Annotated in this window: 13 protein-coding genes; 7 read left to right on the forward strand and 6 right to left on the reverse strand. The window is 43.5% G+C overall.

Annotation, left to right across the window (positions count from 1 at the left end; genetic code table 11):
- Positions 1-80 precede the first annotated feature (80 nt).
- Together hemL and NWQ57_RS21825 are read left to right on the forward strand one after the other, a co-directional pair.
- Entirely contained in the window at positions 81-1,373 is a 1,293-nt protein-coding gene (gene hemL, locus NWQ57_RS21820) for a glutamate-1-semialdehyde 2,1-aminomutase (protein ID WP_306024303.1), read from the forward strand.
- 83 nt (positions 1,374-1,456) lie between these two features.
- Entirely contained in the window at positions 1,457-2,548 is a 1,092-nt protein-coding gene (locus NWQ57_RS21825) for an adenylate/guanylate cyclase domain-containing protein (protein WP_306024304.1), read from the forward strand.
- Positions 2,549-2,564: 16 nt separating this feature from the next.
- On the opposite strand, the gene NWQ57_RS21830 is transcribed toward NWQ57_RS21825, so the two are convergent.
- The 3 genes from NWQ57_RS21830 to NWQ57_RS21840 form a co-directional block, all read right to left on the reverse strand.
- Positions 2,565-3,491 carry a Dyp-type peroxidase gene (locus NWQ57_RS21830; protein ID WP_306024305.1) on the reverse strand — a complete coding sequence of 309 codons (927 nt, stop codon included), beginning with the start codon at positions 3,489-3,491 and terminating at the stop codon, positions 2,565-2,567.
- Between the two features lie 203 nt (positions 3,492-3,694).
- Positions 3,695-4,942, reverse strand: coding sequence for an ammonium transporter (locus NWQ57_RS21835; RefSeq protein WP_306024306.1), 1,248 nt, complete (start codon positions 4,940-4,942; stop codon positions 3,695-3,697).
- Between the two features lie 17 nt (positions 4,943-4,959).
- Positions 4,960-5,298, reverse strand: a complete 339-nt coding sequence (locus tag NWQ57_RS21840) for a P-II family nitrogen regulator (RefSeq protein WP_306024307.1) — start codon at positions 5,296-5,298, stop codon at positions 4,960-4,962.
- Positions 5,299-5,627: 329 nt separating this feature from the next.
- Between NWQ57_RS21840 and NWQ57_RS21845 the strand changes: the two genes are divergently transcribed.
- Both NWQ57_RS21845 and NWQ57_RS21850 read left to right on the forward strand, forming a co-directional pair.
- Entirely contained in the window at positions 5,628-5,996 is a 369-nt protein-coding gene (locus tag NWQ57_RS21845) for a hypothetical protein (RefSeq protein WP_306024308.1), read from the forward strand.
- 81 nt (positions 5,997-6,077) lie between these two features.
- Positions 6,078-6,899, forward strand: a complete 822-nt coding sequence (locus NWQ57_RS21850) for a hypothetical protein (protein WP_306024309.1) — start codon at positions 6,078-6,080, stop codon at positions 6,897-6,899.
- 32 nt (positions 6,900-6,931) lie between these two features.
- On the opposite strand, the gene mrcB is transcribed toward NWQ57_RS21850, so the two are convergent.
- Together mrcB and hrpB are read right to left on the reverse strand one after the other, a co-directional pair.
- Positions 6,932-9,289, reverse strand: coding sequence for a penicillin-binding protein 1B (gene mrcB, locus NWQ57_RS21855; RefSeq protein ID WP_306024310.1), 2,358 nt, complete (start codon positions 9,287-9,289; stop codon positions 6,932-6,934).
- Positions 9,289-11,748, reverse strand: coding sequence for an ATP-dependent helicase HrpB (gene hrpB / locus NWQ57_RS21860; RefSeq protein WP_306024311.1), 2,460 nt, complete (start codon positions 11,746-11,748; stop codon positions 9,289-9,291). The genes mrcB and hrpB overlap by 1 nt, the downstream gene beginning before the upstream one ends.
- Before the next feature lie 71 nt (positions 11,749-11,819).
- On the opposite strand from hrpB, the gene thpR reads away from it, so the two are divergent.
- The 3 genes from thpR to NWQ57_RS21875 all read left to right on the forward strand — a co-directional run bounded on the left by thpR (position 11,820) and on the right by NWQ57_RS21875 (position 14,054).
- Positions 11,820-12,362, forward strand: a complete 543-nt coding sequence (gene thpR / locus NWQ57_RS21865) for an RNA 2',3'-cyclic phosphodiesterase (protein WP_306024312.1) — start codon at positions 11,820-11,822, stop codon at positions 12,360-12,362.
- Between the two features lie 229 nt (positions 12,363-12,591).
- A complete protein-coding gene (gene purU, locus NWQ57_RS21870) occupies positions 12,592-13,446 on the forward strand; it encodes a formyltetrahydrofolate deformylase (protein WP_306024313.1) in 855 nt (284 codons plus the stop codon).
- Positions 13,446-14,054 carry a histidine phosphatase family protein gene (locus NWQ57_RS21875; protein WP_306024314.1) on the forward strand — a complete coding sequence of 203 codons (609 nt, stop codon included), beginning with the start codon at positions 13,446-13,448 and terminating at the stop codon, positions 14,052-14,054. Before purU ends, NWQ57_RS21875 begins: the two co-directional genes overlap by 1 nt.
- 26 nt (positions 14,055-14,080) lie before the next feature.
- Here NWQ57_RS21875 and NWQ57_RS21880 read toward each other — a convergent pair whose 3' ends face one another.
- Positions 14,081-14,602 (reverse strand): hypothetical protein, encoded by a 522-nt coding sequence (locus NWQ57_RS21880; protein WP_306024315.1) that lies wholly within the window; start codon positions 14,600-14,602, stop codon positions 14,081-14,083.
- Positions 14,603-14,608: the final 6 nt, after the last annotated feature.

Genomic DNA, 14,608 nt, shown 5'->3' on the forward strand with positions numbered 1-14,608 from the left:
TGTTGTGGGTTATGCCACGTTAGAAACACACTGGCATAACACTATTTTTAATGGCCTTAGGGCTTTGTTAAGAAGTAATTATGCAAAAATCAATCGACTTATTTCATCGTGCGCAAAACCATATTCCCGGTGGCGTTAATTCACCAGTGAGAGCATTCAAAGCGGTAGGTGGCACGCCCCCCTTTATCAGCAAGGCTGACGGCCCTTATATCTTCGACGTCGACCAGAAACGTTATATTGACTACGTGCAATCATGGGGACCAATGGTACTTGGCCATAACCATCCTGAGATCCGCAATGCACTAATAGAGGCGGCTCACAAAGGTTTAAGTTTTGGCGCCCCGACTGAAGCGGAAGTCAACATGGCTGAGTTGGTCAACAAGTTAGTCCCCTCTATGGAAATGCTGCGTATGGTCAACTCTGGCACTGAAGCTACCATGAGTGCCATACGCTTAGCCCGTGGTTACACCAATCGCAATAAAATTTTGAAATTTGAAGGCTGTTATCACGGCCACGCGGATTCCTTATTGGTCAAAGCGGGCTCAGGTGCATTAACATTTGGCGTGCCCAGTTCGCCTGGCGTTCCGGCAGATTTTGCTCAACACACCTTAACAGTAGAATTTAACAATCTCGACTCAGTGGCAGAAGCCTTCGCTCAGCACCCTGACGATATCGCGTGTATTATTGTTGAACCTGTCGCAGGCAATATGAACTGCATCCCGCCAGTAGACGGATTTTTAAGTGGCTTACGGGATATCTGTAATCAATATGGCGCCTTACTCATTTTTGACGAAGTGATGACAGGCTTTCGTGTTGCCCTAGGTGGCGCACAGCAAAAATACGCCATCACCCCAGATTTAACCTGCTTAGGGAAGGTAATTGGTGGCGGTATGCCAGTAGGCGCTTTTGGTGGGAAACGTGAAATTATGGAACGTTTAGCACCCGTTGGGCCTGTTTATCAAGCGGGGACTTTATCGGGTAATCCGGTCGCTATGGCGGCAGGTTTAGCGGCGTTAACGGCTATTCAGCAAAATGGACTGTACGAACAACTGACTGAAAATACTAAAATGTTAGCGGAAGGCTTTAAAAGCATGGCCCACAAGCACGGTATTCCAATGACAGTGAATTATGCTGGTAGCATGTTCGGTTTGTTTTTTACCGACGTAGAACGCGTAACGAACTACCAACAAGCGATAAACTGCAATACCAAGCAATTTAATCAGTTTTATCACGGTATGTTAGAAAATGGCGTTTACTTAGCCCCAGCATCATATGAGGCGGGATTTGTATCTGCTGCCCATACAGCTGATATCATCGAGCAAACCTTGCTTATAGCTGATAAAGTGCTAGCTGAAGTGGCTGCCACTAAGTAGTATCAGTCAAATCGGCCTACCAAACCTCGTTTTGTAGGCCATTTTCCTCATTGCTTAAGGGCACATTACATGACCAGTATTGCATGCTAGCTCAGTTGACTCAGCCACTGCCCCTAAGCTTGTTGGTCATCATCGTGGTATATACGCTGCTACTGATCCTTATGTGGCGCAAACTACCACGCCCCGAAAAACAAATGTTTCCTTTACTGAGTGCATCATCGAGCAAAGTAGATGAGCATCAAGATGCTGAAGCCATTCAACGCTTCAAAGAAAAAGCCGATGAATCCATGCGCTTAACTCAGACCTTCCGAAAGTTTGTGCCCAAACAGTTTGTCGATCATTTTGCCAAACACGGTTCTTCATCTCTTGAACTAGGCCGCGCTGATGAAGACGAACTAGCGATCTTATTTTGTGATATTCGCGGCTTTACTGGCCTGTCTGAAAAAATGAGCCCACAAGAATTAATGAATTTTCTCAATTCTTACTTTTTGCGGATGAACGACCCCATTCATCAAAATGGGGGCTTTATCGATAAATTTATTGGTGACGCCATTATGGCTTTGTTTGATCGTCCGGAAGGCGAAAACTCCGACAAAGCGCAAGACGCCATTCGGGCGGCACTTGATTTACGTTATGCCATCAATATTTATAACCAACATCGGAGTAACTCAAATTATCCGCCGATCAATATTGGCATAGGAATTCACTTTGGCCCTGTCATCATTGGTACCGTTGGGTCTGATGATCGCATGGATACCACTGTCATTGGTGATAGCGTGAATATTGCATTTCGCTTAGAAGCCTTAGCGCCACTTTACCAAACAGATATCGTAGTGAGTGCCGCAACCCTTGACGTTGCAGAAGCCAAGGCGCACTTTAGTTTTCGAGTATTAGATCTGGTGAGGGTAAAAGGTCGTCGTTCACCTATAGAAATTTATGAAATCATTGATCACTTACCCATTGAAACCCAGCGTTTGAAATTAGCCAATTCAGACTTAATCGCCAAGGGCTTACGCAATCGTATTAAACAAAACTGGCCTAAAGCGCTAGGGTATTTTGAACAAGCACGGCAGATCAATCCACACGACTCATTGGTAAGACATCACTTAGAACAATGCAAAAAATTACAGCAACTCGAGTTAGGCACTGATTGGGATGGCGCGGTTTTACTGTAATAGTAAAGAACAGCGTTTATTGATTTTTGGCGTGTTGCTTAATAAAGTTTACCGATGGCGCAAAAAAAGCACCGCCAGTTTGGGCATTCATATAATCCAGTAATCTGTCGTACATACCTTGTTCTGTTCCAAATATCATGCTGCGCAACATCTTTTTAAAGGGTTGTGGACTGCTTGCACAACTAACAAACATACTGCCTTGCACCGACATATCCCCAAAAGGCATACTGTGGCGTAATAACTCAATTTTTTCTAGATTATCAGCGCTATGGTGACTGCGCTTGGCGTGCGAGTAGTCAGCCATTTCGTCAGTATCAAAGGGGACATTGGCACTCTTACTGCAGCCCATAATGTCCTCTTGCGTGGACTCATGCAGTAATTGCCAGCTTTGCATATTAATTTGATAGCGTTGCACGTGCACATAGCTGCCACCAGCAAAATCAGGATCCTTGTCACCCACAACTGCAATAGCAAATTTCTGCATGCCCTTGGGATTAGAAACCGACTCCATAAAACCGGTTAATTCACGCCCATCTAAATAGCGAAAACCTCTCACCTCCTCCACTAAATCTACATGAGGTTTAAGTAACTGACAAATTTCGACGCCTAAGGCATGGCATACATCGAGTCTATCGGCGCGAATTTGCACGAATAGGTCGCCAGGTGAAACTGGGGCATTGCGATCTTCGCAATGCATATCAGGAAATGGCGCTAACTCTTGAGGAATCAAACCAGGATACAGCTCGTGCCAATAATGCGCGCCAATGGCGATAATGCCAGACACCATGGCCTCATAATATTCGTCATCAAAATGGGTAAACAATTCCAAAATGTAAGCCAGCTTCGTGCGTATAGCTTCATCTTCATCGTCGACAACGTTGAAGATTAAGTACAAAGAGTGCAAATTCGGCTCTGCACAAATGCCTTTCTGGGCTTGGGTCATATAACCAATAGTCGCTTAAATTTCTTAAGCTAACTATACGTTATTATTGAATTTATTGAAGTTTTTAGTGGCAATTTTGCGCCATAAAAAAACCCCGCTATTTGCGGGGTTATGGCCTTCCTGGCTTAGGTATACGAGAGATTTTTAATCTCTCGGCCCCATGGTGCTTTTATTATTTTTATACCATTTAACTCTTTGAAAAATTAACCGCGTTGGCTAGTGAAATCAGGATAGGCTTCTAAGCCACACTCGCTAATGTCAACACCTTCGAACTCTTCTTCTTCACTGACGCGGATACCGATGACTGCTTTGATAATGGCCCAAACAATTAAGCTCACTACAAATACCCAAACAAAGATGGTAGCAGCGCCAATAAGTTGACCAGAGAAGCTTACGCCGTCGTTAGTCACTGGCACGAGTAATAGACCTAATAAGCCGACTACACCGTGAACCGAAATCGCACCAACAGGATCATCAATTTTTAATTTATCTAAACCTAGAATACTTAATACAACCAAGATACCACCCAAAGCGCCAAACAAGGTTGCTTCTAATGGAGAAGGTGTTAAAGGCTCTGCAGTGATTGCCACTAAACCAGCTAAAGCGCCGTTTAATGCCATGGTTAAGTCCGCTTTTTTGAATAAGATACGCGCTAAAATAAGAGCGGCAACTAAACCACCAGCAGCAGCTGCATTAGTGTTTAAGAATACTAATGCGACTGAGTTAGCACTTTCAACACTGGCAAGGGCTAATACTGAACCACCGTTAAAACCAAACCAGCCCATCCATAAGATAAACGTACCTAGCGTTGCTAAAGGTAGGTTAGAACCAGGAATAGCATGAGTTTTTCCATCAGCGCTATATTTACCTTTACGAGCACCAAGTAATAACACACCGGCTAAGGCTGCAGCAGCACCTGCCATGTGGACGATACCTGAACCTGCGAAGTCAGAAAATCCTAAATCACCAAGAGTGTACATACCAAATACAGACTGTCCGCCCCACGTCCAGCTACCTTCCATTGGATAGATGAATGCTGTCATGACAACTGCGAAAGCTAAGAATGCCCATAACTTCATACGCTCAGCGACCGCGCCAGATACAATTGACATTGCGGTAGCAACAAAAACAACTTGGAAAAAGAAGTCTGAAGCAGGTGAGTACGTAGCTGGCTCTTCGGCTACGCCAGTTGCACCATCCGCAGCGATACCTGATAAGAACATAACAAACTCATCGCCACCGTACATGATTGAGTAACCACAAACCATGAACATGATGCAAGAAATCGCATACAACGCGACGTTTTTAGTTAAAATTTCAGTGGTGTTTTTAGCACGGACTAAGCCCGCTTCTAACATGGTGAAACCAGCAGCCATCCACATGACTAAGGCACCACAGATTAAAAAGTAAAATGTATCGAGGGCATAGCCCAATTCAAATGTAATTTCCATTGTTCTCTCCTAAGCTACTAAATGGCTTCGCCGTCGATTTCACCAGTACGAATACGTACAGCGTGCTCTAAGTCATAGACAAATACTTTACCGTCACCGATTTTTCCGGTTTTAGCCGAACCCACAATGGCTTCCACTAGACGGTCGACATGATCGTCTTGAACTGCAATTTCTAATTTTACCTTAGGCAAAAAATCAACCTGATATTCTGCACCACGGTAAAGTTCTGTATGACCTTTCTGACGACCAAAGCCTTTAACTTCGGTTACAGTTAAACCATCGATTCCAATTTCGGAGATTGCTTCGCGTACATCATCAAGCTTGAAAGGCTTAATGATCGCAGTTACTAATTTCATGGTGTTGCTCCCAGTGTTTTATTGATTTTGTATTGCAAGTCGCTGAACAACACATAACAAGTCCTATGCCACAAACAAAAAACATTATATTTCAATGTGTTAATCAAATTACGACCCCAAAAACATGTTTTTTTTGCACACAATTGGTTCGCAAAACGGTTTTCGACCCACTTTGGTGCATCAAAGCGTTTTGCTGGCCCTGATGAGTAACAAGATAAACAGTCGTCAAAGAAAATTGCTTCCCTTATAATCACTTATCATCATCTCACTTGGTAAACTTTTCTCTGAGCCGGTGAAGCCACACTGTTTCAGCCTAAAAAGGAGCGCGTATGCAATATGAAATAAGTACTGTTAACGACACCGTTACGGTTAAATTTGAGGGGACCCTTAGCGCATTAGATTTAATTTTTATGAATCAAGATCCAAGCTATCGACAAGCGCTGAATCACAACACTAAGTTGTTTTTAGACTTCAGCCAAATTGTTGGCTCAACGCTCACTGCCGAAGATACTACTGGTTTAGCATTATTAGGCAAACGGGATGCCGAAAAAGCCACCAACATCCATTTGGTGATATTGCTTGGGTATGCTGAAGCTGAAAGTATTGGTATGGTTTTAAAAACTATTTTTGCCGGGAGCACTTGGAAAGTAACGGTTGCAGAAACTCGAGACGAAGCTCGACAAGCACTGCAACAATAGAACCTGAGGGGCGAAGGGAACTTTATGCTTTTTATAGGCTCTACGCTTGACGCAAATAAAATGGATAGGTCGATTCGATAAGTGCTAAAAAATCAAAATAGTCGATTGGGCATTATCGTAGTTGCTTCCATTTTAATCCATGCTGTTCTCATTGCCGCGCTTTATTTTGGCAAAAAAGCTCCGATTGCCCTCCCTGAGACGCCGTCAATAATTCAAGCCGAATTGCTGTTTGTAGATACGGCAAGCTTTTTACCTGCCGAAGCATCACAAGCTCAAGAAGAGGAACTGCCCGCTCCCGAGCCAGAACCTGAACCTGAACCTGAACCTGAGAAACCTAAACCAAGCCCAGCGACGACTGAAGAAAAAACGCGAGCACAGGCGATTATTTCTGAGCCGAATGAGCCGACTCCTCTACCAAAGCCAGAGGTAGAAGAACAGCAAGAAGACCAAGAATTGACAGATGACGTCGTGCCTAATGAAACACAAGAGCCTTTTGCCAACGATACCATCTTGTCTGCAACTGAAGCTGTAAAAAGCTCAGAAAACACGATTTATCAACAACCCATACAGGACGTTGCAAAAAGTCAGCTGCATTCACTCCAACAACGTCAGTTAAATAGCTTAGCTGCGCAAGCAGCGAGTGAGTACCGGCAACAGCGTGATCATCCAACAATAGGTGCGCCAGAAGGGGATTCATTCTTAACTGAGGAAGAACGATTTACGCAAAAAATCACAACCAGTGTTGATTGCAGCTCAACCACTAATCAAACGCTAGCGGTTGTGATGGGAATAATGGGCGGTCGAGTAAAATGCAGTGAACCGCCCCCTTTTGATTCATTTATTCAAAAGCGCTTAAACAAACGCGCAGAGTTACCCGCATTGCAAGATAAAAACAAGCCGTAAAACGGGTAGCCCTGGCATCACGCTCTTTGCGATTATCCGAACAATCGTTCCCACAGGCTTTTGGATTTTTCTGGCTTGTTTGACTCACCGATGCAGTTTTTCGGTGCCTTAGGTAAGGCAGCGCTAATGGCAGGCAAGCTCATGGTATTTTTACACCCTGCCTGACTGACCATACCGCTAGCAATGTCAAAATGCGCAATACTGAGGCCCTCAGGAAAACGTCTTACAAACGATTTGGGCGCTTGGCGCTTTTGATAATCGATAAAGATTTGCATTGCGCCGCTGGCACCACTTAGGTTGACCGGTTGATTGTTGTCTTTGCCAATCCATGTTGTCACCAAAATATTATTATCATAACCACTGAACCAGCTATCACGATAATCATCCGTTGTACCGGTTTTACCCGCCATATTGATGTCAGCAAACTGCTGATGAACTTGTTTAGCCGTACCTTCTAACGTTACTTTATGTAGCGCATAATTTAGAAGATAGGTGGCTTGTTCGTCCACCCTTTGCTCGGCCGCTTCAGTAAAGCGCCATAACAAATCGTTATCTGGCGACATGATGTTAGTAATGCTATGCAAGGGTAGATAACGGCCATGATTCGCGATAGTTTGAAACATTTGATTGACTTGTATAGGCGAGAAATTTACCGCGCCTAAGGTCAAAGCAGGATACAAATCAATATCCTCTTCAACGCCTAGCCGCCAAATTGTATCGCTTATCGCGCCTAATCCGAGTTGCATACCTAGCGACACGGTAGGAACATTTAAAGACTGCACCAAAGCCGTCATCAAAGGCACTTGCCCTCTAAAGGTTTTGTCAGAGTTCAGCGGCTCCCACACCTTTCCTTGACTACTCTTTAGGGTGATGGGTTCGTCGGTAAGCAAGGTCGCTAAGTTATACTCAGCAGATTGCTCGAGTGCAGTAAGATAAATGGCTGGCTTGACTAAAGAACCAATGGCGCGCTTCGCATCGATGGCACGATTAAAGCCAGCATAATTAAAGTCTTTGCCTCCCACCAAGGCACGAATTTCACCTCTGGCAATATCCGTTACTACCATCGCACCTTCAAATTCTGTTTTTCCTAAGCGCTTCTCTTGTTTCGCCACGCCTTCTGAAAGAGCAAGCTCGGCCTTAATTTGTGCATTGGTATCTAGGGTAGTAAACACCTTCAAACCCGACTGGCGAATGTCAGGATTAATCAACACTGTATTGAGTTCACGGCGTACCTTATCCATGAAGGCAGGGTGTTTGTCTTTTTTCAAACTCGCACCAGAGGCGAGTTGCAGATTATTGGCGACCGAATTTTTGTAATCCTTAGGCGTCAATAGGTTATTTTCCAACATGATGCGCAACACCAGATCACGGCGTTCTTTAACACGTTCAGGGTGTTTACGTGGATTGTAGTAAGAGGGCCCTTTGATAATACCCACTAACATTGCCATTTCTTCCACACTTAATTCATTGATTGGGCGATCAAAATAAAAGAAACTGGCTAAACCAAAACCGAATACACCATTATTGCCGTTTTGACCAAGGAATACCTCATTTAGATAGGTTTCAAGAATTTCATTTTTGCTGTATTTCGCATCAATGATAATCGCCATGTAGGCCTCTTTTACTTTTCTAGATAAGGATTTTTCATTGGTAAGAAATAGGTTTTTAACGAGTTGCTGTGTAAGGGTACTGGCGCCCTGTACCGCTCTACCCGCTGCAATATTGGCTAACAAAGCCCGCATGATAGACATAGGAGCCACGCCATGGTGTTGATAAAAATCATTATCTTCAACTAACACCAAGGCTTGTAAAAATGCCGGAGGAACATCCTCTAAACGCACTAACATACGGTCTTCGCGGCCCCCACTGACAAGGCGCGTGACGAGCCACGGCTCGAGATCAATTTGTTGCAGGGCATTACCCACGGGCAACTCACTAATTTGGCTCACTCTACCCGAAGTTATAGCAAGTTCGATATGACGAATGTCTTCAGCACCGTGAGGGAAATCAAATTTTCGCCTGACAAAACGAATCTTATTTTGCCCAAGAAGCTGGTACTCTCCCGAACTGTCTGCTCGATTTACCTTGCGATATCCTAGTAACTTAAGCTCTTCGATGATTTCAGACATGCTGATTTCTTGTTTGAGCTCTAAATGTAAGGGACGAGCAAAAATTTGAGCTGGGACCTGCCATTTATTACCACCAAACTTGGCTGAAATTTGGGTATTGAGGTAAAAGCCATAGGCGGTAAATACGACCAGACATACGAGAGTCAATTTCCACCAATGGCGCATCAACCATGCAAATGGATTTAACTTTTGCCACAGTGAACGTTTTTGAGTCGTTGCTGCGCTTGCTTTTGACGTGTTAGATTTTGTGGATTTGCTCATCAGGATAAATTCATTTTCTTTTTAGTGGTGGTGGTCGCAGGAGAACTAGCTGGCTCGTCTGGCCAGAAATGACGAGGATAACGACCTTTCATTTCTTTTTGAACCTGTTTGTAACTTCCTTGCCAAAAACCCACTAAATCTTGGGTTGTTTGCAAGGGCCGATGTGCCGGTGAGAGTATTTCTAAGGTTATCGGGATCAGACCTCGCGCCACTTTTGGGTGTTGTTGCAAGCCATACAGTTCTTGCATACGCACGGCGAGTGTCACCTCTGAATTTTCACCATACGACAAAGGATGATGACGACCACTTGGCAACATTAACTGGGCTGGTAATAATTGCTCAATAGTTTGCCACTGTTGCCAATCAAATTGATTTTTAAGCAAGGCATAAAAGTCAACCTTAGTTAATTGCGCCCAGGTGGTGAGTTGCTCAATAAACGGCAGCAGCCAGGTGTCTAGATCAGATAATAGTGCCGAATTAGACATATCTGGTAAGGGCTCTTGCGGTAACAAACGTTGAGCAAGAGCGACTTTGTGCTGCAGGGATAAACACGCCTCGTTGAAACCAAGCGCTGCAATACCGCGATCTTCAATAATAGTCCGCCAAATTTGTTGTATTTGCTCCGCTGAGGGTTTCGCTAAATTGTCTTTTTGCAGGACTATTTTCCCTATTCTGACTTCTCGAACTGCAGAAATTCTTTCAGCCGATTTATCCCAACTGAGTACGTCTTTACGTTCAATTGTTTCAGCAAAAATAGCCATCACTAAATTGGTACTCAAAGGTTCTGCATAGCGAATTTGCGCGTCATCTTTTTGCTGGTCGGTGATCATCATATTGGCCACAATGAGCCACTCAGCGCCAACCAGAGAGTCATCTGCTTGTAATTTTACGCCAGAGCCTGAGGCTAACAAGTAACGATCGTTTTGCCGACGCTTGGCCAGCCATTGAGGAAAAGCAAAGGACAATATTAAAGACACATCCTCTAAAGGCCATATCGACAATGTAATCTTGAACTTTTTATGCCATTGATGAATTTGCTGCCATACAACATGCTGTTTATTTGCCAGTAAAAAATTAAGACGTGCACTGAACTGTGCGCCTGCTTGTAAGCCCAAGGGATCTTTGTGTTCGAGTAAGGATGCAATAGCACAGGCTAAGCTTAAATGGGCATCACTTTTAACGGCACTTTTTAATAGCATATTGGCCATACTCGGATGACAGCCAATTTGATGCGCTTGGCGTCCTTTTTCAGTGAGCTTTAGTTGCTCATCAACAAACCCTAAACTCTGTAATAACGCCTGTGCCTGCTGTATTTGCGCCACGCTAGGATAGTCTAATAAGGTGAGTTGTCTGATATCCGTACCCCACACAGCCACTTCTAAAACAAACGAAGCCATATCACTTTGCAAGATTTCAGGGCTCGATTGTTGACTTAGGCGTTGCTGCTGCTCTTGACTCCATAAACGATAACATACCCCTGGACCCAGTCGTCCCGCTCGCCCAGCACGCTGCGTGGCGGAGGCTTGAGAGATTTTTTGCAAAGATAACTGACTGATCCCTCGGTTTAAATGAAAAACAGCACGTTTTTCAATGCCACTATCAATAACGACCTCGATGCCTTCAATAGTTAAACTGGTTTCAGCAATATTGGTTGCTAATACAATTTTACGTTTACCCGCGGGACTGGGTTGTAACGCTCGTTGTTGCTGCTGACTACTAAGATCACCATACAAGCTATGAATTTCAACCTGCTCAGCAAAGCGCAGTATTAAACCTTGAGCCACTCGTTTTATGTCTGCAATACCCGGTAGAAATACTAGGACATCTTTTTGATGTTTCGGGAACACCTCTGTGACTAATTTAGTTACTTTGTCAGCCAAGGATGTTTTGCCAGTGTCAGGGCGATAATGAAGGTCAACCGGAAAGCTTCTACCGAGTGATTCTAATACCCGTGCGTCAGGTAATATTTGTTGTAAAGCAGTGACATCCATAGTGGCAGACATTACTAACAAGCGTAAATCTTCCCTCAGACCTTGTTGTACCTCTAAACAGAGTGCCAACGAAAAATCAGCATGCACACTACGCTCATGAAATTCATCAAAAATGATTAACGCTACTTCTGGTAAGTCAGGTTCGTGTTGAAGCATCCGAGTAAGTATGCCTTCAGTAACAATTTCAAGCTTGGTGTTAGCACTTACTTTTACTTCACCTTTTATTCTATAGCCAATGGTTTGACCCACTTGCTCATTTAGTTGTTCTGCTAAGAACTGTGCAATGTTTCGTACCGCAATACGTCTGGGTTGGAGCATAATGATTTTTTGGTCTGCAAATAACGCTGAACGCAACAAACTCAAGGGCAATTCGGTTGACTTACCTGCACCAGGCGGCGCAACAACAATAGCATTGCCCCGTGTAAGTTGAATATGCAACTGCGGCAAAATGGACGTAATAGGTAACAAATAGAATCTCGTTGAACTATAAAGTAAGTGGGGTAAGCTAGCCCTATGATAACAAAATATTGGTAAACCGTATGCGTGCTTTTTTAGGACTTGAGCCTGATGTATCCACTAAACTTGCTATCGACAATTGGCGCACCACATCCCTTCCCCCCTATCCAACTGCAGTACCTGCCGCAAATTTCCACGTGACTTTAGCGTTTTTAGGCACCATCAACCTTGAACAACAAGACAAACTACAACAACAAATTGCGGTGATGGAAGATATTTCAGAATTTAGTGTGAATCTCGATATAGCAGGCTACTGGGCTAAACCCAAAGCCTTCTGGATTGGCTGCTCAAACCATGCTTCAGCGCATCTGCAATTAGTAAAAAAGCTCACTACTGCAGCCCACAGTGCCGATATTGCTACGCAAAAAAATGCTTATCAAGCCCATGTAACGCTAATCAGAAAATGTACTGAAAATCCCCCAGCACCACTGGTCACACCTAATTTTACGTGGCGTTCGCAAGCGTTTCACCTATACGAATCACTTTCAACCGCGAAAGGCGTAGTGTATGCCATCAGACAGTCATGGCCCTTAATGCCTGAGTTAGCTGTGCGTAAAAGAATATAATCACTGTCTGTGAGCGCATCATTCAAGCGAGTGATGCCGATAGAAAGACAACAAATCTTAGACTTAATCTTATCGGCAAATGAAGAAGACTAAAAATGAAGCGATTTACGAGCTATTTTGTGCAACTAACATTAAATGCTTCTTCTTTAGTCTTTTTCATTCTTTACCCACGGCTGAATGTAGGGTCAAATTGGTGTATCTACGACAAGTTTCAGTTCTGAGAATGTAAATGCAGCAAACCTTTAGATTAGTCATCGATTGTCCTGATCAAGTTGGCTTAGTAGCGAACGTGAGTCAGTTTTTAGCTTCACACAATGCCACGATTGTGGAAGCCAATCATCATACGGACTTACAAACTGGACGCTTTTTTATGCGTCATGAAATTCGTGCTGATTCTGTCAGTATGAGTATTGAAAAAATAAAGCTGGCTTTTGCGCCAATTGCTGAACAATTTTCAATGAATTGGAAATTAAGCGATTCGATGCAAAAACAAAAAGTGGTTATGTTAGCTAGCCATGAATCACATTGTTTGATGGATATATTACACCGCTGGCATAGCGGTGAGTTGTATTGCGATATACCCTGCATCATCGCGAATCACCCTCAAATGAAACAATTTGCCGATTGGCATAACATTCCTTTTCATTGGGTTGATTTTAAAGACCAATCCAAAGAGCAAGCCTTTGCCGAGATTGAAAGATTAATTGTTGCTTATCAGGCTGACTTAACGGTATTAGCCCGATTTATGCAGATCATTCCCGATCATCTTTGCCAAAAGTTAGCGGGTAAAGCAATTAATATTCATCATAGCTTTTTACCCTCATTTGCGGGAGCCAAGCCTTACCAACAAGCTTATGACCGGGGGGTAAAACTGATTGGTGCAACATGCCATTATGTGACTAGCGATCTCGATGAAGGACCAATTATTGAGCAAGAAGTGATGCGAATTAGCCACAGCGATAGTTCAGCTGATATGGTTAGAAAAGGGAAAAATTGTGAAAAAACGGCCTTAGCTAATGGTCTTCGTTATCATCTAGAAGACCGTGTTATCATTCACAAACACAAAACAGTTGTGTTTGCTTAATGTCCTTATTTTTAATTCGTCACGGTGAAACAAACAGTAACCGTGACAAAATTATCCAAACGCCTGACACAGAACTGTCAGATCTGGGACATCAACAAGCTTATAAATTAGCCCAGCGCTTTAATATGAATGACGTTGAACATATCTTGTGTAGCGATTACTTGCGCACTAAGCAAACGGCTTCTCCCTTGATTGAGGCGCTAGGTTGCAAGATAAGTTACAGTTCTCTTCTACGAGAGCGAAACTTTGGTGATATTAGAGGCTTATCTTACGATGAGGTTGGTCATGATTTTCATCAAACTGACTATCGACCGGTAAATGGGGAAAGTATCGAGCAGTTCAGCGAACGCACTACTCAAGCTTGGCATTATATTTGTGAACAAAGTCTTAACGCTAAGGGGCATATTCTGGTTATAACCCACGGTCTGGTGCTTAGAGAACTCGTTAAACATCAACTCGACTTAACATTGCATCCCAATTGGCGTATGGCTGAATACGCCAATACCAGTATAATTGAAGTTGATCTGAAGGATTTAAAAACCGTTTATTTACTCTGTGATACCGAGCATTTGAATAATGAAGAGATAAATCAAGGGGGAGTCGTTTAAATTCCTAAGTAAACACTTCACTCCGACTAAAAAGACCCATTATAAGACAACGTGAGCTTGTTATCAGCGAGTCCTCTTTCAAACCAGTTTCCGTACGACTGATTTGTCTGCCACTTTTTACTAGATACCATCAATTCCCAATAGTGGCCTTCTTCTATTCCGTGAATACGAGATGAAGCAAGCCATTCCTGACTACTAGGTAAATCAAATTCGAGCCCTTGGGTTGTTTTAAATTTAACGTCAGACTGGCTGACCATACCAAAGCCAAGGCTCAGTCGTTCAGATACTTGATAACGTGGCACTAAAGAAAGTTCGTAGACTGATACTTTTTGGCTAAATACGCCCCACTGAAGTTGACCTTTCGAATATCCGAGAGACGTTTCAATAGAAAATTGCGGATTAATAGGCTGAGTGATGCGCATTTGGTAATCACGGTGTTTGCAGCCTGAAAACTTTAAGCCATCTGAGGCTACATCGAACATGGTATCCTCAGGCAAGGCGTCCACAACCCACTTAACCGAACGGGTAAGCAATGAATTCTCAGCCAAGCAAGA

Source organism: Paraglaciecola sp. (assembly GCF_030730205.1).
Taxonomy (GTDB): Bacteria; Pseudomonadota; Gammaproteobacteria; order Enterobacterales; family Alteromonadaceae; genus Paraglaciecola.

Coding starts and splice junctions, on each gene's coding strand:
- NWQ57_RS21835 (WP_306024306.1), bottom strand. CDS start 4,942: ATGGAAATTACATTTGAATTGGGCTATGCCCTCGATACATTTTACTTT.
- purU (WP_306024313.1), top strand. CDS start 12,592: ATGCAGCAAACCTTTAGATTAGTCATCGATTGTCCTGATCAAGTTGGC.
- NWQ57_RS21825 (WP_306024304.1), top strand. CDS start 1,457: ATGCTAGCTCAGTTGACTCAGCCACTGCCCCTAAGCTTGTTGGTCATC.
- NWQ57_RS21875 (WP_306024314.1), top strand. CDS start 13,446: ATGTCCTTATTTTTAATTCGTCACGGTGAAACAAACAGTAACCGTGAC.
- NWQ57_RS21840 (WP_306024307.1), bottom strand. CDS start 5,298: ATGAAATTAGTAACTGCGATCATTAAGCCTTTCAAGCTTGATGATGTA.
- thpR (WP_306024312.1), top strand. CDS start 11,820: ATGCGTGCTTTTTTAGGACTTGAGCCTGATGTATCCACTAAACTTGCT.
- NWQ57_RS21845 (WP_306024308.1), top strand. CDS start 5,628: ATGCAATATGAAATAAGTACTGTTAACGACACCGTTACGGTTAAATTT.
- NWQ57_RS21830 (WP_306024305.1), bottom strand. CDS start 3,491: ATGACCCAAGCCCAGAAAGGCATTTGTGCAGAGCCGAATTTGCACTCT.
- mrcB (WP_306024310.1), bottom strand. CDS start 9,289: ATGAGCAAATCCACAAAATCTAACACGTCAAAAGCAAGCGCAGCAACG.
- hemL (WP_306024303.1), top strand. CDS start 81: ATGCAAAAATCAATCGACTTATTTCATCGTGCGCAAAACCATATTCCC.